Source organism: Chitinophaga sp. Cy-1792, assembly GCF_011752935.1.
Lineage (GTDB): Bacteria > Bacteroidota > Bacteroidia > Chitinophagales > Chitinophagaceae > Chitinophaga.
Genome location: NZ_VWWO01000003.1, coordinates 910,198 through 931,590, shown reverse-complemented (window position 1 = coordinate 931,590; position 21,393 = coordinate 910,198). Strand labels below are relative to the sequence as shown.

Sequence of the window (21,393 nt, the reverse complement as noted above, 5' to 3'; positions counted from 1 at the left end):
GAGACTGCTCCAAAAAAACTTTGGGTCAGTAGTTTTCAAAATTTTTTTCCGGAATTTATAATGACAATCATTTCCCAGTAGATCAGACTATACAGATCATCTCCCTACGGGAAAAAATAACAGGGGACAGGAAGGATAACAACGCAGGGGTTAATGCAATCTTTGGAGAATCATAATGACGGCTACCACATCCAGTCGGGCAAGGCAATACACCCTGATGGCATACATGGCTTCGGCAAGATGCCTTTTAACGGTTTCCGGGGAAAGCGCCAGCTGTGCCGCCGCCTCTTCCCTTTTCAGGCCCTGTTCCTTGATCAGCCGGTATACTTCCCGCTGACGCGGGGAAAGCTGACTTACCGCCTGTTCCAGTATCTCCCGGTATTGTTTGTCCATGACAGCATAATCCGTCTGGCTGCTGTGCAGGAGATATTCTTCTACCCTTACCGCATCTTCCGCATTTCTTCTGACAGAAAGCTGCTTAAGCGTACTAAATACATGGTTACGGGTAGTCGTATAGAGATATGCCGTGAAATGTTCTATTTCCGGTAACATATCTTTCTTTAGCCAGATCTTTAAAAATACATCCAGCACAATTTCTTCGGCCAGCTGTTCGGACTCGGTCAGCTTCAATGCCAGACCGTATACACGGTCGCGGTAATGATCAAATAACTGCCCGAATGCCGCTTCGTCGCTCCTGGAAATACGCGCCAGGATATCCCTTTCCTCTTGTATAGCGTTTAATGCAGGCACCGCACTTATTTTGGGCTAAAAATAATAAATGGATATGAAAATGTTTAGTGCACCGGTCTTAAATGAAAAATCCGTCTCTACAGGTAGAGACGGATTTTTTCGTTTGTTTATACTCAGACTCGCATTCAATCTACTTTACCAGCGAATTCAGATATACTTCCAGGTTAGTATAATCTTTGTCCAGCTGATGGCCATTATTATCCGCCACATTGGGATTCAGGCCATGTGCTTTCTCCCATTCGTCCGGGATGCCATCACTGTCCGCATCTTTAGGTGCAGGGAGTGATTTCAGTTCAGGCCATCCGCCAACATCCGTCTGGCTGTCAATAATGCCATTGTTATTTTTTCCGGAAGATGATTTTCCGCTCCGTACTTCCGCGATGATGCGCGTGTCCTGTGCATCGCGGTACATGCTGGCGCCGGCGCCTTTCAGCACCGCCTCATAGGCAGTAACAGCATCGGTGGTATTCACGGCTTCCACGTCAAAGGCTGTTGCCACGATGGCCGCCTGCGGGTCTTTACACTGCACACCCTGGCTGTTGTTGGCGGTTACACGGCTGTCGCCGGCCATGAAATTACCATTTACATAAAACTGACCATAAGGTTCAGAAGGATTGATGATCCTGCTGCGAACACCCGATTTGGTAGCGGGTCCTGGCTTATAGTAGTTATTTACCATATTGTATTTACCGTTCTCGCCGCCATAAGCGCTGTTGAAGCCCCAGTTATAAATTACATTATTTCTGAAGTCGACCAGTTCATCAGCGGTATTCTGCGTAGTGGAAGAACCGCTGAAACGCGGGTTACGGCTATTATTGCTGGCCAGCAGGTTATGATGGAAGGAGGCTTTTTGTCCGCCCCAGATACCACCGTAGCCATGAGCGCCTTTGGTATGGAAAGATTCATTCAGCGCTTCATAAATGAGGCACCATTGCATGGTAAAATTGCTGTTATAATAGAAAGATGCACATTCATCGATGGCCCAGCTTACAGAGCAATGATCGATCAGCACTTTGTTATGGCGGCGGCCACCCAGCGCATCAGCTTCATGCTTCGATAAATCGCCCAGACGGAAACGCATATACCGGATAATTACATTATCTGCCTGCACATCTGTCTGGTAATTGCTTACGCAGATACCAGCGCCGGGAGCGGATTGACCGGCAAGCGTCAGATCTCCTTCCCTTATGTTTAAGGGAGATTTCAGCGCTACTGTTCCGGAAACGGTAAACACTACCGTACGCGGGCCTTTTGCTTCAATGGCGCTGCGTAAACTGCCAGGGCCGCTGTCGTCCAGGTTGGTTACCTGCAATACACGGCCACCACGGCCGCCGGAGGTATATTTGCCATATCCTTCGGCTCCGGGAAAGGCCTGCTGCTGCGCTTCGGCGGCAACAGCCAGCAGACACCCCGTTATCATCATATGCCAGAAAAAAGATTGTCTCATCTTATTATAAATACCTGATTAATGTCTTGCTGCTATTTTCTCCAGCGCGGATCTCCTGATGTGCTCCTACCTGCAAAAATGGCGTCTTTGATCAGGAAGTTACCTTTTGCCGGGTCTGTAAACACAGCGGTAGATAATCCGCTATACGCAATCACACCCGGAATCGCTGCACTACTGGTCACATAATCCCCTAATGAATAGGTATTGGAAGCTGATATACTGGTACCTGTTCCTGCCCTGTAACCTAACACGGTTACATTACCTGAGCTACTACCTCCCACTCCCATCAGCACATTGGTCAGCTTAATACCATTTGTTACATTGGCAGCAGCATAGTCGACCAGGTAAGCCTTACTTCCTCCCAGTGGCGCCTCATTGAATGTACAGTCGCTGATCACTACTGAATTACTCAGCAAACCACCTACTACCACTTTCTGCGCTTTATAAATGGTGCTGTTGGTGATGCTTACGTTCAGGAAAGCTGCCGAGGCATTACCATTCACCACACCATAATCCGCAATACTATCGATGATACAGTTATTAAAGCTGGTGTTATTGACAGTAGTACCTACCGTGCTCGACTTCAGCCTCACCACACCACGCATGATCTCTATCTTACATGCTTCAAAGCTCAGCTTATTCAAAGTGGCCGCCTTGTCTGCATTAAGCAGGTAAGAAGCTCCATAAGAAGCACCCTTGAGGTACAGATCTTTGAATACAATACTATCGATACTTGTACCTGCAACAAAGTTCAGGTTGGAAGTGAAGTTGATGGTAGGTAAGGTGGTATTGAAACTGTTTTCGGCAATGATCGTCAAAGACTTACCTATGGCCAGTTCCGCAGCAACATTATAGCTCTCTCCCCGTTTCAGGATGATGGTGCTGCCCGCAGGAACAGTCGGAATAGTATCTGTTAATACACCTGGTCTGCCGGTAAAGCCTGTCAGGTCTATACGGAGGTTATTGAATGGCACCCTGTTTTTCGTGGTGAAGGTCAGGATACCTTTACTTTTGTTGTTATTATCATATACTTCCACTGTATAGGTAGAAGAAGGCACCAGTGTGTTGACCACTTTCTGGTTGGCGGTATTATCACTTGCATCGATGGTAGCGATGATATCGGTAGCACCTTTTGCGCTGAATACCAGCTTCACCATATTGGCGCCGCCTTTCCATTTGATAATAGCGGCCGTATCGATAACATCAGTAGAACCGATTGTCAGCAGCCATTGTTCACCGGTAATACTGAAGGCGCCACTTCTGAGCCAGTAGGAATTTTTCGTACTGTCGGCACCGTTAGTGCGCACACGTACATAGTATTTCGTTCTTACAGCCAGGTTATCATCTGTGATGGTGATACCACTGGTATCTGTTGTAAACGATTTCTCGAAAGAGCCGAAGGTAGAGTCTTTGGAGAGCTGCACGGTATAGGTAGCCTTGGTGGTATTGATGGCTGCCTTCCAGGTGATGAATGCGGAAGTTTCGCCGCTGGTTACTTTGATGTCGCCGCTGGGCATGAACATACGGGAGAGGTTCATGACGTCTTTATCACGGTTACAGGCCACCAGTCCCAGGAGACCGCAAAGCAGTATGCCGATTGTATATTGATATATTTTGTTACTCATGATTAAACAGTTTATCAGTAACCGTAATTCTGCGCGAGTTTAGCGTTGGTATTCAACACCGCAGTAGGAATAGGGAACAGTTCTTTTTTGTTGGCTTCGAAATAATACACGTAACCTTTTCTGTCGTTGGTCAGGTAATCTTCCGTTACCGCGAAGCGCCATGCTTTTGAAGTATAGCCGGTAGGTGCCGAGCTGGTACCCAGTCCTGGCTGAAACAGGGTTTGCGATACAACCCCACCATAGGTATCCAGTGTAGCCACTTCCTGTACAGAAGCAACCAGGTTGTAATTGGCAGGTTTCGTATATACGTACAGCGGCAGATTGGCGTAGCGGCCTTCTCCTACCATAAAGGAGCGTAGCTTGGCTTTCGTTTCTGCAAACTTCGTGGCGATCAGGTTCCAGCGTATCAGGTCATACTTGCGGATACCTTCTCCTCCAAACTCCAGCAAACGTTCCTGTACCAGTGCTTTAAAGAATCCATCCTTATCAGCCGGCATGGCAGGTATCCTGCTTTCATAGCCCACAAAGGCTCGTTTCTGAACGCGCAGCAGGGCATCCTGTGCAGCGGCAGAAGGGCCGTTGTTGATTTCATTGTCTGCCTCTGCATACATCAGCAGCACATCAGAAAAACGCAGGATAGGCCAGTGGATAGCCAGGTTCTGTGAAGTACCGGTGATGCTTGTCCAGGAGCGTCTGAACTTACCATCTGTCATGGTGGTGGCGGTGTTCATGATCTTCTGGCTATTGGCGTCAATCTCAAAACAGTTGATGGTAACATCTCTTCTGCAATCTCCTATAGAATCAAATTCATAGAAGTAGGTAGGGAGCGCATTGATACCGCCACCACCTGAACCAAAACGGGAAGAGGCGTTGTGACGCAAGCCATTGTAGTAGCCCAGCTTACTGTCGGTGCTGGCGTTACCGCCATAGGCGCCCACTTCGAAGATCAGCTCATGCGCGTCGTCCATACGGGTAGCCGTATGCATTGTTTTGAATATATTTTCGTATACGGGATTCAGTGTATGTTGCTCAGGATGGTCCATGATATCCTTACACTCATCCATGGCAATCTGATAGTATTTTTTGTAATCATCTCTACGCTCCATCATATGCGTGGCTGTACGCAGGGAGTAACCTCCACGGGCCAGCGCAATTCTCGCACGCAGACCTTTCACGGCGCCTTTCGTCAGGCGTACGTTCTGGTCCGGCGATTCCGTACGCCATGGCACCATGGTTTCGGCTACTGCCAGGTCGGCGATGATACGATCCAGGATAGTATCCTTATCCATTCTTGTCTGGTACAAATCTACCTGATCAGCGGCAGGAACAAACTGCAATGGTAAATCTCCCCAGTTGCGCACCGCTTCAAAATAAAACTGTGCCCTTAACGTCAACGCCTCTCCGTAATAACGGCGCATCGATGCTTTATCTGCCTCCGTGCCGCTGGTATATTTCGCGGAGAGCGGGATATATTTTATGCAGACATTGGCACGTTCAATACCACTGAACAGCTGATTGAAAGGGTTTATCAGGTCGCTGTTGCCCGGACTCGCGCCATAACAGCTGATACCTCGGCGGTCGTCTGCACTGTAGTCGCCGGAAGTCCTGAAATCATCGCCAGACTGCGGGAAGAGGCAGGAGATACGGTTACCATAACCGTTGTCGCCGATCAGCATGGCATACACACCTACCACTGCTGAGTTGGTATTGGATACACTGCTAAATACCTCACCCTGTGAGATGTTGGAGGGTGAGTTGACAGTGAGATATTTTTTGCAGGCCGGGGCACTCAGGATACCGGCAGCCAGCAGGATTGTATATAAAGAGTTTTTACGCATGTTGGTCGTGATTAGTTCTTAAAAGGAAGCATTGATACCTGCCAGCATAAAGCGGCTACGCGGATACGCGGCATAGTCTACACCCGGAGTCAGCGGGTTGCTGCGTCTGGTATTGGCCTCTGGGTCATAACCACTGTATTTGGTGAATGTATAGAGATTGTTAACGGTAGCGTATACACGTAAACGGCTAAATACGTGTGTGCGTTTCAGTAATTTATCAGGGAGAGAATAACCCAGGGTTACGTTGCTGATACGCAGGAAAGAACCGTCTTCAATGGCGAAGCTGTGCAGGAAGTAGTTACCGCCTGGCGCCGTCCAGTATTTGGTGTCTTTGTTCAAGGCTGTCAATGCCGCCGGATCTGTCACCTTGGCTCCATTTTCATCATACCATTTCCAGGAATCTTTCATCATGGCCAGCATGTTATTGTCTTTATAGAGGTACTGGGTAGTGAACTCGATCTTATTGGCATTATATACTTTGTTGCCATAGCTGAAGTTCATGAAGATGCTCATATCAAACCCTTTGTAGCTGAACTGCTGATTGATACCACCATAGAACTTAGGCTGTGCATTTCCCAGCACTTTTCTGTCGTTCAGGCCGATGGTCATGTTTTTATCGTCTGTCAGCTTTTTCAGTTTCAGGTCACCAGGCTGGGGATCTTTATTACCTAAAGCCACCGCACCATCATTCGGTACATCAGATTTCAGTACATACTTACCAGTGCCGGCATTATAATCGAAGTCATTCACGGTGTAGTAACCATCGGTAACATAGCCATAGAACTGACCAATAGGTTGTCCCACTTCGGCCATAAAGTCGTTCAGACTGTTTACCCATCCGGAAGCCACCTGGTAGGATTTCAGCGGATTACCGGAAGCATCTGTACCTAAGCTGATAATCTTGTTCTGATTGGTAGCCACGTTAAAGGAGACATTCCAGTTAAATGCCTTTTTCGCAATTACCTGTGCATTGATCTGTACTTCCACACCGGTATTCTGTGTTTTACCTACGTTCTGTATCTGCGAAGTATAACCGTTGGTAGGTGGTATCTGTACGCTTAACAACAGGTCGCGGGTATTATTTTTATAGAAGTCCACCGTTGCGTTAATCCTGCTATTCAGGAAACTTACATCCAGGCCTAAGTTACGGGCCACGGTAGTTTCCCATTTCAGGCCAGGGTTGGCTAAGGAATTAGGTGCAACACCCGGCGTTACCGCCGATTCAAATGCATAGCTGGAAGTATTGGTAACATATACCGTACGGAACATATCATTATCGATACGGTTATTACCAGAAGTACCCAGACTCGCACGGATTTTCAGGTCAGACAACCAGGAGATATTGGCAGCTTTAAAGAAGTTCTCTTCTGCAATTCTCCAGGCAGCAGCGGCAGAGGGGAAGAAGGCAAAACCATTTTCGTAATTGAATTTGGAAGAGCCATCGTAGCGGCTGGTCAGCGTCAGCATGTACCTGCTGTCGTAAGAGTAGTTTGCTCTTGCGAAGAAGGAAGCCAGTGTCGACTTAGCCTGTGAAGTAGTTGGAGGGTCCTGTATCTGGCCGGATGGTGGCGTGGCTTTCTGAATACCAGCAAAGGCCTGTTCCGGCGTAAGATCTACCGGCATCCATTTCACGGTGCTGTTGAAAGTCTGCGCGTTGGTCTGGTAGATTTCCTGTCCTGCGAGGAGGTTCACATTATGTTTTCCTCCGAAAGTATTTCTATAGTTCAGTGTATTGGAATTGGTCAGTGTCATGGTTTCACCGGTGGTGATGTTGATTACCGGCATATTCGCATTGGAGCGGGCCACGCTGGTAACGGCGCCATTATAGGTATTGGCACGGGCGTTGTTCACCGTGATACCGGCAACACTTTTAAATGTCAGCTTGGGCGTGATATCATAGCTGGCATAACCACTGAAGTTACCATCATTGCGGTAATCATATTTCAACTCGTTATTTGCCAGCAGCACGGGGCTGGTGAGGTTGGTGAGATTAGCATATTCAGGATCGAATACATCCACCACATCCTGGTCACCAGGTGCAACAAATGGTTTGTAACGAACGGAGTTACGGAGTCGGTTGGTACCCTGAGAGCCGGTAGCGGAAGTACCTACCCCATCGATACGCCCACGGCCATAACGTGCGGTGATACCCACTTTCAGCTTGTCGGATGCATTGTGGTCAAACTTGAATGCAGCCATCGTACGACGGTAGCCTGAATTCAGCATGATACCATCTTCCTTTACATTATTGAGAGTAAGGTTGAAGCTGGAATTTTTATTACCACCGGTAACGGATACGTTGTTGGTAAGATTCTGAGCATCGCGGCCAAATACTTCATTCTGCCAGTCGGTGAAAGGCATGGATTTATAGATATCGAGGTCCTGCCAGCGGCCGTACTTATCACGGAAAGCAGTGGCAGTGGCATCATCTGTATTGTAGTTATATACTTTGTACTGGTATTTCACATAGTCGTAAGGATGCAGCACATCCAGTTTATTCACGATGTTACGGTTACCGAAGTAGCCATCGTAGCTCACGCGTGTTTTCATGTCTTTACCACCTTTGGTGGTGATGATCACAACGCCGTTGGCGCCGCGTGCACCGTAGATAGCTGTGGACGCAGCATCCTTGAGTACGTCGATGCTCTGGATTTCCTGCGGCGATAATAAGGACAGCGCATTTTCCACCTGGATACCATCCACGATATAGAGCGGGGAGTTATCCTGTGTGATAGATCCGCCGCCGCGTACACGTACGAGGATTTCTGCGCCCGGGCGACCTTCCGTGGTCGTTACCTGCACACCGGCGAGGCGGCCGGCAAGTGCTTCTGCCACTGTATTTGCGGGGATATCCTTCAGTTCCTTAGCGGCGTTGATACTGGATGCAGCTCCTGTAAACTCGCCACGGGTAACCGTTCCGTAACCTACCACTACCACTTCGTTCATGTTGTTGTTGGTAGGTTCCAGGGTAACCGTAATGTTCTGTCCCGGTTTTACAGGGATTACTTTTGTGGTATAACCGATGTAGGAGAACTGTAATTCGGCGCCTTTATCATCAGGCAGGTTAATGACAAAGCGGCCATTCACATCAGTGTTTACACCTGTGGAAGTATTTTTTATCCTGACAGTAACACCAGGCAAGGCATCGCCTGCATCTTTGTTTGTGACGGAACCCTTTACCTGCCGGGATTGGGCAAAACCAGTCACACTACCATACAGTATGGCAATTAAAAGAAGAATTCTTTTCATAAGTGGAAATAAAAAGTTTAATGTCCTATGAGAACTTTCTGTCTGTAAGATTTTAGGTTGATAGAATCAGCTTTTCAGCTGTTTTGAATATACTCTTAGTTCGCTAACGTGCTTTAGTTGGTGTCTATTATGCTAAAGAGCAGGTTTGTGCTTCTGTAAACAAGTTTACTCCCTAATTTTAACACGTCCAACAGTTTGAGGGGATTTATTTACGCAATCGTTCCCAGAAAAGTAATTTGAGGCATATGGATTTCCGCCGCCTGCCCCTTCTCTCCGGAAAGCACTTGCTGGTGTATTCCGGGATTCTACGCTTCGCCTGTGGCGAGGCGTAGAATCCCTTTTCTGTAGATGCCGCAGGCATCTACAGAAAAGGGCACTATAACAAAACATCATCTTTATAAAGAAGGTCTCAGCGTGAGATAGAACGGTACTTCAATCTTATCCGTTGTTTTTTCAAGAATCTGTCTTGCCGCCATTTCTCCCATAAAAACAAAATCGGTAGAGATGGTAGTAAGTCCGTTGAGGATAAATTTTTTCAGTGGAGTTTCATTATAGGAGATGATACCAACATCTTTTCCTATGGAGAGATGTAGGTCATTTATTTTTTCTATCAGGGATACCAGGTCACTTTCCCTGATATTGATAAACACATCTCCTTTATTAATTATTTCTGACTCGATATGCTCTACAATTTTACCATTAAAGCCATTATCGCGGCAAAATTCCGTGAATCCTGTAATAATCTCTTCCGGGTAATAACTGTTTTCGGGGAAGATGATTTTCAGGGTCTGATAATGGAGTAGTCTTTCTTTTGCCTGTAGCAGGGCGCTGACGATATCCTGCTGAAAGTTTTCATAGATGGCGCTGAAGTTGCCGTTAACGCGGCTGAGATTTTTATCCAGCAGCACCAGTTTTTCTTTCGGGAGGGTGTTGATCACGTCGTCTACATGGTCCCAGCGTTCGCGGAAATGCGGGAGGATGACAATGTGCGTATAGTCGTCCAGGTTTTGGGAGAGCAGCTTACGGAAGAGGCTGAAATCGCTGTTATAAACGTAGAAGTCTATGCTGGCGCTATCTCCTAATCTGGCGGCAAAGGAATCGTAGATAATCTTTTTATGCTCACTTAATTTATTGAATAGCAGGAGGATTTTAAATCGTTGTCCGAGGTTGGTATGTTTAATAAAGTAACCTTTTCCTGGTACGGAGGCCAGGATACCGATGCTTTTCAGGTGTTTATAGGCTTTTTCCACCGTATCGCGGGCCACGTCGAAGGCGGCACTGACTTCATTAATGGAGGGCATTACATCATCCTGTTGCAGTTTTCCGTCTGCAATCGCTTTGATGATAGCATTGGCCAGCTGGAAATATTTTGGTGTGGCAGAAAAATCATCAATATATAAATACTTGAATACCGGATGTTGTCTAATCACCTTGGCTGTTGAATTATGTCTGCAAAAAAACAAGATACAGAAAATCTTCCAGTTGGGAGCATGACAGTGCATGACAGTTAGCCGGAAGGCTTGCGGTACTTTTGGTAGTATTAAGCTAACAACTTTAGCAACATTCCACTTATGCAAGCAATATTAGGCGTCTTATTTCACTTTATAGGAGGGTTCGCCAGCGGTAGTTTTTACATTCCTTACAAAAAAGTAAAAGGATGGAGCTGGGAAAGCTACTGGATTACCGGAGGAATATTTTCCTGGCTGATCATCCCTCTTTTTGCAGCCTGGCTGACTGTGCCATCGTTTATGAGTATCATTTCGCATACTTCCTTACTGACATTGTTCTGGACTTATATCCTGGGTGTTTTGTGGGGAATAGGCGGATTAACGTTCGGGTTATCTATGCGTTACCTGGGCATGTCTTTAGGTATGGCAGTAGCGTTGGGATTCTGTTCCGCCTTCGGTGCTTTGATCCCACCGGTATATCGTGAATTTTTTGGTGACGGCGGCGCCACCTTTTCAAATATGTTGCAGCACGGCAGCGGCCATTTTGTATTGCTGGGCGTTACTGTCTGCTTAGTGGGTATAGCGATTTGTGGCAGGGCAGGTATGTATAAAGAGAAAGATTTACCGGCAGCACAGCAGCAGGAGTCTATCCGTGAGTTTGACCTGAAGAAAGGGCTGACCGTAGCGATTATCTCCGGTATACTCAGCGCCTGTATGAGTTTCGCCATAGCAGCCGGTGAGCCGATGGCCCGCGAAGCAGTCGCCAACCAGGCCAATCCGCTATTCAGGAACAACGTCATTTTTGTAGTTATAATGTTAGGCGGACTGACCACCAACTTCGTATGGTGTATGATCCTCAACTCACGTAACAGGAGCTTTGGAGATTATGTCAACCGCAAAACACCACTGGTAAGCAATTACCTGTTTGCCGCCATCGCAGGCACGACCTGGTTTCTACAGTTCTTCTTCTATGGTATGGGAGAAAGTAAACTGGATAATGCGCCCAGCTCCTGGATACTGCATATGGCCTTTATCATCCTGATTTCCAGTATGTGGGGCTTTGCATTGAAAGAATGGAAAGGTGTCAGCAAAAGAACATTACGTACCATCCTGCTGGGTATCACCGTCATCATTATCTCTGTAATGCTGGTAGGGTATGGCAATTCATTAAATAATTGATTTTCAGATAAATGTCCAATATGTCCTTTAACAACGATACAGTAACACCTTTTAAATATGTAAGCTATCTCTGGGACCACGAAAAAGCAGCGTCCCTGGAAGGTGATGAAGTAGCCTTGCTTATCTATCGCTCCAATCTGCTCGGAGCTGATCTCCGGCTGACCAACTACGGCGGTGGCAACACCTCCTGCAAAACAACCAGTCCTGACCCGCTCACCGGTGAAGACACGACCGTGATGTATGTAAAAGGTTCCGGCGGGGACCTTGGCACCCTGAAACGCAGCGGCCTGGCAGGATTGTACCTCAACAAACTACATCAGCTTAAAACACGCTATAAAGGGATATCTCAGGAAGATGATATGGTGGAACTGGTGAACCATTGCATTTATGACCTGCAATCCAAAGCACCCAGTATCGATACCACCCTGCATGCTTTCCTTCCCTTCAAACATATAGATCATCTTCACCCGGATGCAGTGATAGCCATCGCGGCATCCAAAGATGGAAAAAAGATTACTGAAACCCTGTTTGACGGCACCATCGGATGGGTTGACTGGCAGCGCCCCGGCTTTGATCTCGGCCTTAAATTAAGTCAGTGCCTGGAAGAAAATCCAGGTATAAGAGGCATTATCCTGGGATCGCATGGCCTGTTTACCTGGGGCGACACCTCCTACGACAGCTACCTCAACACCCTGGAGGTGATCGAACGCAGCGCCGCTTATGTAGCAGAAAAAATCAATGCCCTCCCTGCTCCATTCGGCGGACAGCGTACCACCCCGCTAGCCCCTGCAGAACGGCTACGCCAGGCAGCTGCAATAGCACCCATCCTGAGAGGCTACTGTTCCGGATACACGAAAATGATCGGGCACTTCACAGACGATCACCGTGTACTGGAATTTGTTAACTCCAAAGATATCGACACGTTAGCCCCAATGGGAACAAGTTGCCCGGACCATTTCCTGCGGACAAAAATTAGTCCGCTGGTACTCCGCCTTGCTCCAGACGAAAACCTCCGCGATTCAACTGCACTGAATGCAAAACTGGCACCACAGTTCGAAGCCTACCGTAACATGTATACGGCATACTATCAACAGTGCGCCAGAGACAACAGTCCGGCAATGCGTGACCCTAACCCCGTCGTAATTCTCTACCCGGGAGTAGGTATGTTCACCTTTGCCAAAGACAAACAAACGGCGAGAGTAGCGGCAGAATTCTATATCAACGCTATTAACGTGATGCGAGGGGCTGAGGCCATTTCTACTTATGTCGCCCTCCCCAGGCAGGAAGCTTTCGACATCGAATACTGGTTACTCGAAGAAGCTAAGCTCCAACGAATGCCTAAACCTAAACCACTATCCGGACGCATCGCCATCATCACCGGCAGTGCGGGTGGTATAGGCAAAGCCATCGCGCAAAAATTCGCAGCTGAAGGAGCTGCCGTTATTATCTCCGATAATGATACCAACAGACTCGAAACCGCTAAAACCTCTTTTGAAACCCTCTTCGGAAAAGACGCCTTCATCGCTGGCGTCCTGGATGTTACCGACAACAACAGCATCCGGGAAATCTTTGAGGCCGCAGCCCTCCACTTCGGAGGTGCCGACATTATCGTCAACTGCGCCGGCCTCTCCATATCCAAACCCCTTGAAGACCATACCGAACAGGACTGGGACCTGCTCTACGATGTACTCGTAAAAGGCCAGTTCCTGATGACTCAGCACGGAATACAAATAATGCGGAAACAAAATACCGGCGGCGACATCATCAATATCGTCAGCAAAAACGCCCTGGTATCAGGTCCAAACAACGCTGCATATGGGTCAGCAAAGGCGGCTCAGCTACACCTCAGCCGACTCAATGCAGCGGAACTGGGCAAAGATCGTATACGCGTCAACGTGGTAAACCCCGATGCCGTTATATCCGATTCCAAAATATGGGAAGGTGCATGGGCCGAAGGCAGAGCCAAAGCCTATGGTATCAAAGTGGAAGAACTACCCGCCTACTACGCCGGCAGAACACTCCTCAATGAAATCATACTCCCCGAAGATATCGCCAACGCATGCTTCGTATTCGTAGGCGGAATGCTCAGTAAATCAACAGGTAACGTACTCAATGTAGACGGCGGCATCGCCAACGCATTCGTACGGTAATACCTGTAATCCATCCTGATAAAACTATTTCGGCATCACAGCCCGCTGTGATGCCGATAATATCATTAAAAAGCAGTATTTTATATAGTCAAAACCGCCCGTTATGCACTTAGAAAAATACCAGATAGCCGCATTCAACGAACCATTGCTGGACCTTCACCAGAAAGGTTTTAATTATATCGCTTCTACCATTCCCAACACCGAGGCCATCATCGAAAAACTGCGCGCCTTCCAGATCGCCATACCCTCCTGGGCACTCGGCGCCGGCGGTACCAGGTTCGCCAGATTCGGCATCGGCGGTGAACCACGTAACCTGGAAGAAAAAATTATGGACGTCGGTCTGCTCCATGCACTCAACAGATCTTCCGGCGCCATTTCACTGCATATCCCCTGGGATATCCCCACCAACCCTGCACACCTTAAAGCGGTGGCAGCACAACTGGGTATCACCTTCGATGCAATGAATTCCAATACCTTCCAGGACCAGCCTGGACAAGCACACAGCTACAAATTCGGCTCCCTGCAACATGTAGAAGCCCATACAAGAAATCAAGCCATTGATCATAATATTGAAGTAATTAACTACGGTATCGAATTAGGCTCCCAATCCCTCAGTGTCTGGCTCGCGGACGGCTCCTGCTTTCCCGGCCAGCTGAATTTCAGGAAGGCCTTTCAGCATACGCTGGCTGGCCTTCAGGAAATTTATAAAGCACTCCCGGAAAACTGGAAAATGTTCGTCGAATACAAAGCCTTCGAACCAAACTTCTATTCCACCACCGTCGGCGACTGGGGCCAATCACTCCTCTACGCCAACAAACTAGGCCCTAAAGCCTATACACTCGTTGACCTCGGACACCACCTCCCCAACGCCAACATCGAACAGATCGTTTCACTCCTGCTCATGGAAGGCAAACTCGGCGGATTCCACTTCAACGACTCCAAATACGGCGACGATGACCTTACCGTAGGCAGCATCAAACCCTACCAGCTTTTTCTTATCTTCAATGAACTGATAGACGGTATGGACGCTAACGGTATGGAGCACGCCACCGATCTCGGATGGATGATAGATGCCTCCCATAACGTAAAAGATCCCCTGGAAGACCTCCTCCAATCCGTGGAGGCCATCATGATCGCTTACGCACAGGCATTGCTCATCGATCGTAAACAACTGGCTGAAGCACAAAAAATGAATGACGTAGTACGCGCACAGGAAATGCTGCAGCAGGCCTTCAGAACAGACGTCAGACCACTCGTAGCCGAAGCAAGGCTGAGAGACGGCGGCGCCCTGAAACCACTCGCCAGCTACCGCGCAGCCGAAATAAGGAAAAATCTTATCAGCGAAAGAGGCAGCGTATCTGTCGCTACAGGATTGTAGGGCTGATTTGCTTGCTTTCAGCCATCTGTGTTGTTGCCCCCAACTTACTTTTTTATCAACCAAATGGCTAATTACGCTGGATGTATCATGAACCCAACACCAGTCATAGTAATATTCGACGTTGGAAAAACCAACAAAAAACTGTTCATCTTTGATGAACAATATCGCATTCTCTTTGAAAGGACTGCTAAATTCAACGAGATCACCGATGAAGATGGCGATCCCTGCGAAAACCTGGAAAGTCTTCGCCTTTCTGTTTTCGACTCGCTCCGCGAAGTGTTCAGAAAGAAAAACCTGGCCGTTAAAGCTATCAATTTCTCTACCTATGGCGCCAGCTTTGTCTATATCGACAATGATGGTCATCCATTAACGCCCCTTTATAACTATCTGAAACCATATCCTCCTGAACTACAGGAACAATTCTACCATCAGTATGGTGGCACCGGATCGTTTCCGCTACAAGCCGCGTCTCCGGTGCTGGGTAGTCTCAACTCAGGTATGCAACTTTACCGGCTGAAATACCAGCACCCCGAGATTTTCGCTGCAACCAGACACGCGCTGCACCTGCCACAGTACATGAGCTACCTGCTCACCGGCATCCCCTGCAGCGATATCACCAGCATTGGTTGCCATACCAACCTGTGGGATTTTACCAAACAACAGTACCATCAGTGGGTACATCAGGAAGGCATATACGAAAAACTGGCGCCTGTCATGAATGCCGCCGAAGTGTTACCACCGCTGTTTCCGGGTAGCAGCTACCATATAGGCGCCGGCCTGCACGATAGCTCCGCCGCGCTGATCCCTTACCTGGTATGCTTCCACGAGCCGTTTATATTGTTAAGTACCGGCACCTGGTGCATCAGCCTCAATCCCTTTAACAATACACCGCTGACCATCGAAGAACTGCAGCAGGACTGCCTCTGCTATCTTACCTATCAGGGCAATCCCATCAAGGCTTCCCGGTTGTTTGCCGGTTATGAACATGAACAGCAGATAAAAAGAATTGCCGCACATTTCGGCCAGGGAGCTGTAAAATACAGGCATATGGACTTTGATCCTACCCTGCCTTTACTACCTGCCGGCAACTTCTCCCAGCGCGACCTGCACCTTTTTGCCAATGACGCCACTGCCTATCACCAGCTCATCTATGACCTGGCAACACAACAATATAAATCTACCCAACTGGTCATGAACGATAACCAGGTGCGCAGAATCTTTGTAGATGGCGGATTCAGTAAAAATCAGGTGTATATGAACCTGCTGGCGCTGTTGTTTGAAGGAATAGAAGTTTATGCCGCTTCTATGGCCCAGGCCACAGCAATGGGTGCTGCCATGGCCATTCATAAATCGTGGAACAGCAAGCCTGTACCTAATGGGATTATAGAATTGAAATACTATGCCTCGCCTACCAATCAAATGGCATTACGCAGCTGAAAAAAATTACATCCCAGGTAGCTGACTCGCCATCATGGCGCGTTTATAATTCTTTTTGTCTATTCTGTAATAGAAAGCTCCTTTCTTGGAATTGAGTTTATCCTTGTCCGTTAGTTTCACCAGCAAGGCGGTAGACAACAGTTTACGGCTGAAATTACCTTTGTCGAACTGCTGATCGAATACCGATTCGTAGAGGCATTGCAGTTGGGTCAACGTAAAGCGCACCGGCATGAGCTCCAGCAGAATAGGCTGCAGGGTAGCCTTATAACGTAAGAGGTCTTTCGCTTTGTTTACCATCGTCTGATGGTCGAAGATCAGCTCCGGATGCTGGTTCAGCGGGAACCATTCTGCATGGAAATCGTCGTGGATCTGTGCTTTATACTTTTTGATATCAATTAAAGCGGTAAAGGCAACGGACACCGTGCGTTCTACCGTATCGCGGTTGGGGTCACTGAAAATATGCAACTGCTCCATATAAACCCCATCGAGTCCGCTGAGGGCTTTTAGCTGGCGCGCCGCCGCATCTTCGGCGCTTTCATTTGCCTGCACAAAGCCCCCCAGCAGGCTCCACTGGCCTTTGAAAGGTTCAAAGCCACGTTTAATTAACAGTACTTTTAATTCCTGTCCGTCAAAACCAAATATGATACAATCAACTGCAAGCAGTATCCTTGTTTGCTGCGAATATTTCTTCATGCAATAAAGTTATAGTATTTATCCCCGATAACGTGTTACCGTAAAGTTAGTACTACTACGTGGAAGAAAGGAATTTTTGTCTGTAAATAGCTGTATTTTATTACGCTGGTATATGCGCCACCGGTAGATATCCCCGGGCGGCAGATGAGCTGGTACTGCATTATTTCACCGGTGAAGGTGTATGACCCGGCCAATGCCTATACTTTTCAAGTGCAGACAGCCCAATATTTGTGGATTGCACCCATCGAAACTCATTTATAACGCGGAATATTAAAATGCAATTACTTCATCCAGGACAAAGCCCTGACTCCTCAAACATGTTATTTAAATGTCAAGATAACAATTATTTTAAAAATTCTGCAAGATTTATCTTTCCTTAAAACCAATTGCGTTATAAATAATTTTATCTGTGGTCGTCAGGCAACATTTAAGATTAATGGTTTTTATTTTTTTAAAATACTAAAATAATTAGTACTTTACAATACATGTAATTTGTACTGTACGCTCCGTTTTGCTATGTGAGTATATACTTTAAGGTTTGTTGTGAATGTTATTCCCATTATTGCACATTACATTACTCCATTGTTATTAAAATAAAAATAGTGACACATATATGTGAACATAAAATAGTTAATCTCCATACCATATCATTATCTATGTACTTGATGTATATTGACGAAAGCGGGGATTGTGGCTTAAACAATTCTCCAACAAACTTCTTCGTACTCTCCGCAATAGTAATCCATGAAAGCAGATGGCGTTCTACACTTGAAAGTTTGGTAAAATTCAGAAGATCTCTTAAGGTTAACAAGGGACTATTTGTAGGCGAAGAAATCCATTGCAGTGAATTTATTAATAAACCTGGGCCATTGGTCAGAATTAAAAGAAATGATCGGTTAGATATCCTTAATAAGTGTATTGATTGGGTCAACGACGAGCCATACATAAGTGTTTTTTCGGTAAGCATAAATAAGCAGCAGAACCCAAACCGGGATATTTTTGAATATGCCTGGAATGTTTTACTCATGCGATTTGAGAACACTTTATCTTATGGCAACTTTCCCGGAGTTGGAAGTAGTAAGGATATGGGAATTGTTATCTCAGACAATACAGAAGGAGAAAAGCTCCGAAAACTCGTACGCAAAATGAGGCATTTTAATACTATTCCAAATATGAATCAACCGGGAGCCAGAAATATGAAATTGAATTATGTAATTGAAGATCCAATTTTACGAGATTCCAAGCATTCATTGATTCACCAGATGAATGATGTTACGGCCTACTTTGCCAGGCAAATGTATGAGCCGAATGCTTATGTAAAGAAAAAGACAGCTCATAATTTTTATAAAAGATTAACGAAATGTTCCTTAATAAAAATTACGAATAAGAATAACTACGGGGTCGTTGAGTTATAGGCAAAAAAAAGGCAGCTAACGCCGCCGGGGGAATCCTACTACAAGCCTCTGCCTGGTTCAGATTCCATTCAAATATACAACAATTCACCGAAAAATGTTGCTTTAATAAATAACTTTTCAAGTATTAAAAATTCTGCAAGATTTATCTTTCCTTAAAACCAATTGCGTTATAAAACACCTGCTTGTAGGTTTCGCTTACCGGTAGTATTTTATCTTTTATCCCTACCTGTCCTTTTTCTATATGGGTAACCTTATCTGTGGCCACCATATAGGATTTATGGATACGGCAGATTTTTCCCGGCGGCAACAGCTGTTCAAATTCGGTGAATGTTTGCAGGGTAAGTATTTTATCCTGTAAGGTATGTACGCAACGGTAATCACGCATACCTTCTATATACAGCACATCTTTATAAAAGATTTTTTGTGTTTTGTAACCGGTATGTACAAAGAAATAATCCCGCGCAAACGCAGGCTGATCCTGGTATTGCTGGCTTACCTTTTCTACCGCTTTCAGGAAACGGGAGAAGTCGAAAGGCTTGAGCAGGTAGTCCGTAACATTCAGCTCATAACCTTTCAGGGCATATTTTTCATAGGCAGAAGTAATGATGATATGCGGATATTTTTGTAGTAGGGAGATGATTTCAATGCCCGTCATTCCCTCCATTTCAATATCCAGGAAAACGATATCCGGCTGCTGTGTTTTCAGGTATTGCCAGGCGGAGATACTGTCGTTGAAGACTTCCAGCAAACGGAGGTAAGGTACACGCGCCACAAAGGCAGCAGTTTTTTCTGCTGCCAGTGGCTCATCTTCTACTATGATACAATTAAGCTGCATCGAGTTTCATTTTAAGCTGTACGGTAAAGTACTGATCATCTTTATCGATTTTCAGTTCATGTTTTTGCGGATAGATGAGATCCAGCCGTTGTGTGATGAGCCGCATACCAATGCCGCCAGACTCAGTAGCAACGGTCTTTCCGGGCTGGTAAATATTACGGCATACAAACTCAATTTCATTAGCCGTCATGTTTACATGGATAGCAATCGCATTGGTTAATGTTTTTCCGGGGAGATGTTTAAATGCATTTTCTATTATCGGCAGGAAGATCATCGGGGCGATAGACAGCTGTTCCATTTGCCCTGTGGTGTGTAATTGCACAAAGTCCGGGTTCAATGAGCGTATCTGCTGCAGCCCGATATATTCTGCTATGTACCTGATCTCAGTGGCCAGTGGCACACGGTCTGTGGCAGATTCATACAACATAAAACGCAATAGCCCGGATAGTTTATTCAGGTAAACAGAAGCTTTTTCCGGGTCTTTCAGGATGAGCGCATCGATGTTGTTGATGGTATTAAAAAGGAAATGCGGACTTGTCTGTGCTTTCAGCAACTCCATCTGCGTGACGGCATTCAGCTTTTCGGCCTGTAGCAATTGCTGTTTTGCTTCCCGCCAATTGATACGGATACCCATGCCCACACCAAATATGGCAAAAGGAACTATCAGGATGTAGCCAAGGATACCAATATAACCCAGCATTAAAGCACCCAGAAAGAAAATGCGGGCTACTAATAGTGCTACGAGGAAAGGTGCTGCCAATGCAATAGCTACATTCACCACTGCTGTCCATCGCGGCGCTTTATTGACAATGGTAAGAAAAACAGATTTACCGGCAACATATGCCAGCCTGGACAGCGTTACATGGATGGCTGCCAGCGCCCAAACCTTCCGCAGCATTATGAAATAATCATCTACATTATCCTCCCTGACAGGGGATACGTACTGTGTTGCCCATGCTATAAATGCATATATGGGAATGATAGCCACCAGCCAGTAAAACCATATTAATAACGGCCGGAAAAAATTCATTTTAATACTGTTCATTGCAAATACTTTTATTTGACTCCAAAGCTACTCCTGCACACGGTTCCGTATATTTGAAATTGGTAAAACCAGCTGATCAATCCACCAAATTAATATTATGCTCTGCAACACAAAATTGCCTTACGTTCACCACTATACGAAAAAACAGGTCCGGTCAGCTATCCCATTTTAAGACGAAAAGAATAACGACACGCGGCAATTCATTGAAAATAAAAATAATATAAAAAATTTCTCCTTATTTCCAGGTACGGTACACCCGGAAATTCCCTTTCTGATTTTCTGAACAATCCGTGCCTCTTACCTGTTCCTTATTACTCATTGCTTCCTGCGCATAACAATGATTAGTACTCATTGCCCGTAACCTAAAAAGATAACATATGAAAAAGGTACTATTTATGTGCACGCTGGCCTTTGCTTCTATTGTTGGTTATTCCCAAACCGTTGAAAACTTCAATTTCCGCCGGGTAGATAAAACTACCGTTCCCGCTGTAGTAGTAGATGCAGCCGAAAGGGATTACCCCGATGGCAGTATACAGGAATACTTCGCGGTACCGGCCCAATTCACCCAGGAAGACTGGATGATCTCCTCTGATGGCAGCAACAATGCCGATTATTATTCCATTAGTATCGAAAAAGACGGTAACACCTATTACGCTTTGTACGATAAAACAGGCGCCAAACTCGCCTCCCAGGTGAAAATGCACGACGTACCCCTGCCTGATAAAATCGTAAAAGCTATAGGGAAAAAATATAAAGGGTATCAAATTGAATCTGACAAGTATACACAGCTTGTCAATGAAAGCTCCCGTAAGTCGTACTACCGGGTGACCATTGGCAACGGTACTGATCAGAAAAAGCTATTTTATAACCCCGATGGAAGCCCTGCAAAGTAAAATGTTTCTAT

Annotated in this window: 15 protein-coding genes; 6 read left to right on the top strand and 9 right to left on the bottom strand. The window is 46.3% G+C overall.

The window, feature by feature from the left end:
• Positions 1 to 150: 150 nt before the first annotated feature.
• From F3J22_RS29065 to F3J22_RS29040, 6 genes are all read right to left on the bottom strand, one after another.
• Positions 151 to 750 (bottom strand): sigma-70 family RNA polymerase sigma factor, encoded by a 600-nt coding sequence (locus F3J22_RS29065; protein WP_167021480.1) that lies wholly within the window; start codon positions 748 to 750, stop codon positions 151 to 153.
• Between the two features lie 130 nt (positions 751 to 880).
• A complete protein-coding gene (locus F3J22_RS29060) occupies positions 881 to 2,197 on the bottom strand; it encodes a polysaccharide lyase family 1 protein (protein ID WP_240155231.1) in 1,317 nt (438 codons plus the stop codon).
• Positions 2,198 to 2,229: 32 nt separating this feature from the next.
• On the bottom strand, positions 2,230 to 3,822 hold the full coding sequence (locus F3J22_RS29055) for a DUF5123 domain-containing protein (RefSeq protein WP_167021479.1): 1,593 nt from the start codon (positions 3,820 to 3,822) through the stop codon (positions 2,230 to 2,232).
• 14 nt (positions 3,823 to 3,836) lie between these two features.
• The gene (locus tag F3J22_RS29050) at positions 3,837 to 5,660 is read right to left on the bottom strand and encodes a RagB/SusD family nutrient uptake outer membrane protein (protein WP_167021478.1); all 1,824 of its coding nucleotides are present in this window, start codon (positions 5,658 to 5,660) and stop codon (positions 3,837 to 3,839) included.
• Between the two features lie 18 nt (positions 5,661 to 5,678).
• Positions 5,679 to 8,909 carry a TonB-dependent receptor gene (locus F3J22_RS29045; protein WP_167021477.1) on the bottom strand — a complete coding sequence of 1,077 codons (3,231 nt, stop codon included), beginning with the start codon at positions 8,907 to 8,909 and terminating at the stop codon, positions 5,679 to 5,681.
• A gap of 395 nt (positions 8,910 to 9,304) precedes the next feature.
• Entirely contained in the window at positions 9,305 to 10,339 is a 1,035-nt protein-coding gene (locus F3J22_RS29040) for a GntR family transcriptional regulator (RefSeq protein WP_370459481.1), read from the bottom strand.
• A 141-nt stretch (positions 10,340 to 10,480) separates the two neighbouring features.
• Here F3J22_RS29040 and rhaT point away from each other — a divergent pair, with 141 nt between their 5' ends.
• The 4 genes from rhaT (at position 10,481) to F3J22_RS29020 (ending at position 16,501) form a co-directional block, all read left to right on the top strand.
• The gene (rhaT, locus tag F3J22_RS29035) at positions 10,481 to 11,536 is read left to right on the top strand and encodes an L-rhamnose/proton symporter RhaT (RefSeq protein ID WP_167021475.1); all 1,056 of its coding nucleotides are present in this window, start codon (positions 10,481 to 10,483) and stop codon (positions 11,534 to 11,536) included.
• A 20-nt stretch (positions 11,537 to 11,556) separates the two neighbouring features.
• Positions 11,557 to 13,686 (top strand): bifunctional aldolase/short-chain dehydrogenase, encoded by a 2,130-nt coding sequence (locus F3J22_RS29030; protein WP_167021474.1) that lies wholly within the window; start codon positions 11,557 to 11,559, stop codon positions 13,684 to 13,686.
• A gap of 103 nt (positions 13,687 to 13,789) precedes the next feature.
• Positions 13,790 to 15,064 (top strand): sugar isomerase, encoded by a 1,275-nt coding sequence (locus F3J22_RS29025; RefSeq protein WP_167021473.1) that lies wholly within the window; start codon positions 13,790 to 13,792, stop codon positions 15,062 to 15,064.
• A gap of 87 nt (positions 15,065 to 15,151) precedes the next feature.
• Positions 15,152 to 16,501: an FGGY-family carbohydrate kinase gene (locus F3J22_RS29020; RefSeq protein WP_167021472.1), complete on the top strand. Its 1,350-nt coding sequence runs from the start codon at positions 15,152 to 15,154 to the stop codon at positions 16,499 to 16,501.
• 6 nt (positions 16,502 to 16,507) lie between these two features.
• On the opposite strand, the gene F3J22_RS29015 is transcribed toward F3J22_RS29020, so the two are convergent.
• On the bottom strand, positions 16,508 to 17,194 hold the full coding sequence (locus tag F3J22_RS29015) for an NUDIX hydrolase (RefSeq protein WP_167021471.1): 687 nt from the start codon (positions 17,192 to 17,194) through the stop codon (positions 16,508 to 16,510).
• A 665-nt stretch (positions 17,195 to 17,859) separates the two neighbouring features.
• Here F3J22_RS29015 and F3J22_RS29010 point away from each other — a divergent pair.
• Complete coding sequence (locus F3J22_RS29010; protein WP_167021470.1) at positions 17,860 to 18,609, top strand: DUF3800 domain-containing protein; 750 nt, start codon at positions 17,860 to 17,862, stop codon at positions 18,607 to 18,609.
• 142 nt (positions 18,610 to 18,751) lie between these two features.
• On the opposite strand, the gene F3J22_RS29005 is transcribed toward F3J22_RS29010, so the two are convergent.
• Positions 18,752 to 19,444, bottom strand: a complete 693-nt coding sequence (locus tag F3J22_RS29005) for a LytTR family DNA-binding domain-containing protein (RefSeq protein WP_167021469.1) — start codon at positions 19,442 to 19,444, stop codon at positions 18,752 to 18,754.
• Positions 19,434 to 20,489, bottom strand: a complete 1,056-nt coding sequence (locus F3J22_RS29000) for a sensor histidine kinase (RefSeq protein WP_167021468.1) — start codon at positions 20,487 to 20,489, stop codon at positions 19,434 to 19,436. Before F3J22_RS29000 ends, F3J22_RS29005 begins: the two co-directional genes overlap by 11 nt.
• A gap of 377 nt (positions 20,490 to 20,866) precedes the next feature.
• Between F3J22_RS29000 and F3J22_RS28995 the strand changes: the two genes are divergently transcribed.
• Positions 20,867 to 21,382 (top strand): hypothetical protein, encoded by a 516-nt coding sequence (locus tag F3J22_RS28995; protein ID WP_167021467.1) that lies wholly within the window; start codon positions 20,867 to 20,869, stop codon positions 21,380 to 21,382.
• The last annotated feature ends 11 nt before the right edge of the window (positions 21,383 to 21,393 follow it).

What these genes read in the sequence shown, in the direction of transcription:
- F3J22_RS29020 (WP_167021472.1), top strand. Translation starts at nt 15,152, where the DNA reads ATGAACCCAACACCAGTCATAGTAATATTCGACGTTGGAAAAACCAAC.
- F3J22_RS29045 (WP_167021477.1), bottom strand. Translation starts at nt 8,909, where the DNA reads ATGAAAAGAATTCTTCTTTTAATTGCCATACTGTATGGTAGTGTGACT.
- F3J22_RS29050 (WP_167021478.1), bottom strand. Translation starts at nt 5,660, where the DNA reads ATGCGTAAAAACTCTTTATATACAATCCTGCTGGCTGCCGGTATCCTG.
- F3J22_RS29060 (WP_240155231.1), bottom strand. Translation starts at nt 2,197, where the DNA reads ATGAGACAATCTTTTTTCTGGCATATGATGATAACGGGGTGTCTGCTG.
- F3J22_RS29030 (WP_167021474.1), top strand. Translation starts at nt 11,557, where the DNA reads ATGTCCTTTAACAACGATACAGTAACACCTTTTAAATATGTAAGCTAT.
- F3J22_RS29010 (WP_167021470.1), top strand. Translation starts at nt 17,860, where the DNA reads ATGTATATTGACGAAAGCGGGGATTGTGGCTTAAACAATTCTCCAACA.
- F3J22_RS29025 (WP_167021473.1), top strand. Translation starts at nt 13,790, where the DNA reads ATGCACTTAGAAAAATACCAGATAGCCGCATTCAACGAACCATTGCTG.
- F3J22_RS29015 (WP_167021471.1), bottom strand. Translation starts at nt 17,194, where the DNA reads ATGAAGAAATATTCGCAGCAAACAAGGATACTGCTTGCAGTTGATTGT.
- F3J22_RS29000 (WP_167021468.1), bottom strand. Translation starts at nt 20,489, where the DNA reads ATGAACAGTATTAAAATGAATTTTTTCCGGCCGTTATTAATATGGTTT.
- rhaT (WP_167021475.1), top strand. Translation starts at nt 10,481, where the DNA reads ATGCAAGCAATATTAGGCGTCTTATTTCACTTTATAGGAGGGTTCGCC.
- F3J22_RS29005 (WP_167021469.1), bottom strand. Translation starts at nt 19,444, where the DNA reads ATGCAGCTTAATTGTATCATAGTAGAAGATGAGCCACTGGCAGCAGAA.
- F3J22_RS28995 (WP_167021467.1), top strand. Translation starts at nt 20,867, where the DNA reads ATGAAAAAGGTACTATTTATGTGCACGCTGGCCTTTGCTTCTATTGTT.
- F3J22_RS29055 (WP_167021479.1), bottom strand. Translation starts at nt 3,822, where the DNA reads ATGAGTAACAAAATATATCAATATACAATCGGCATACTGCTTTGCGGT.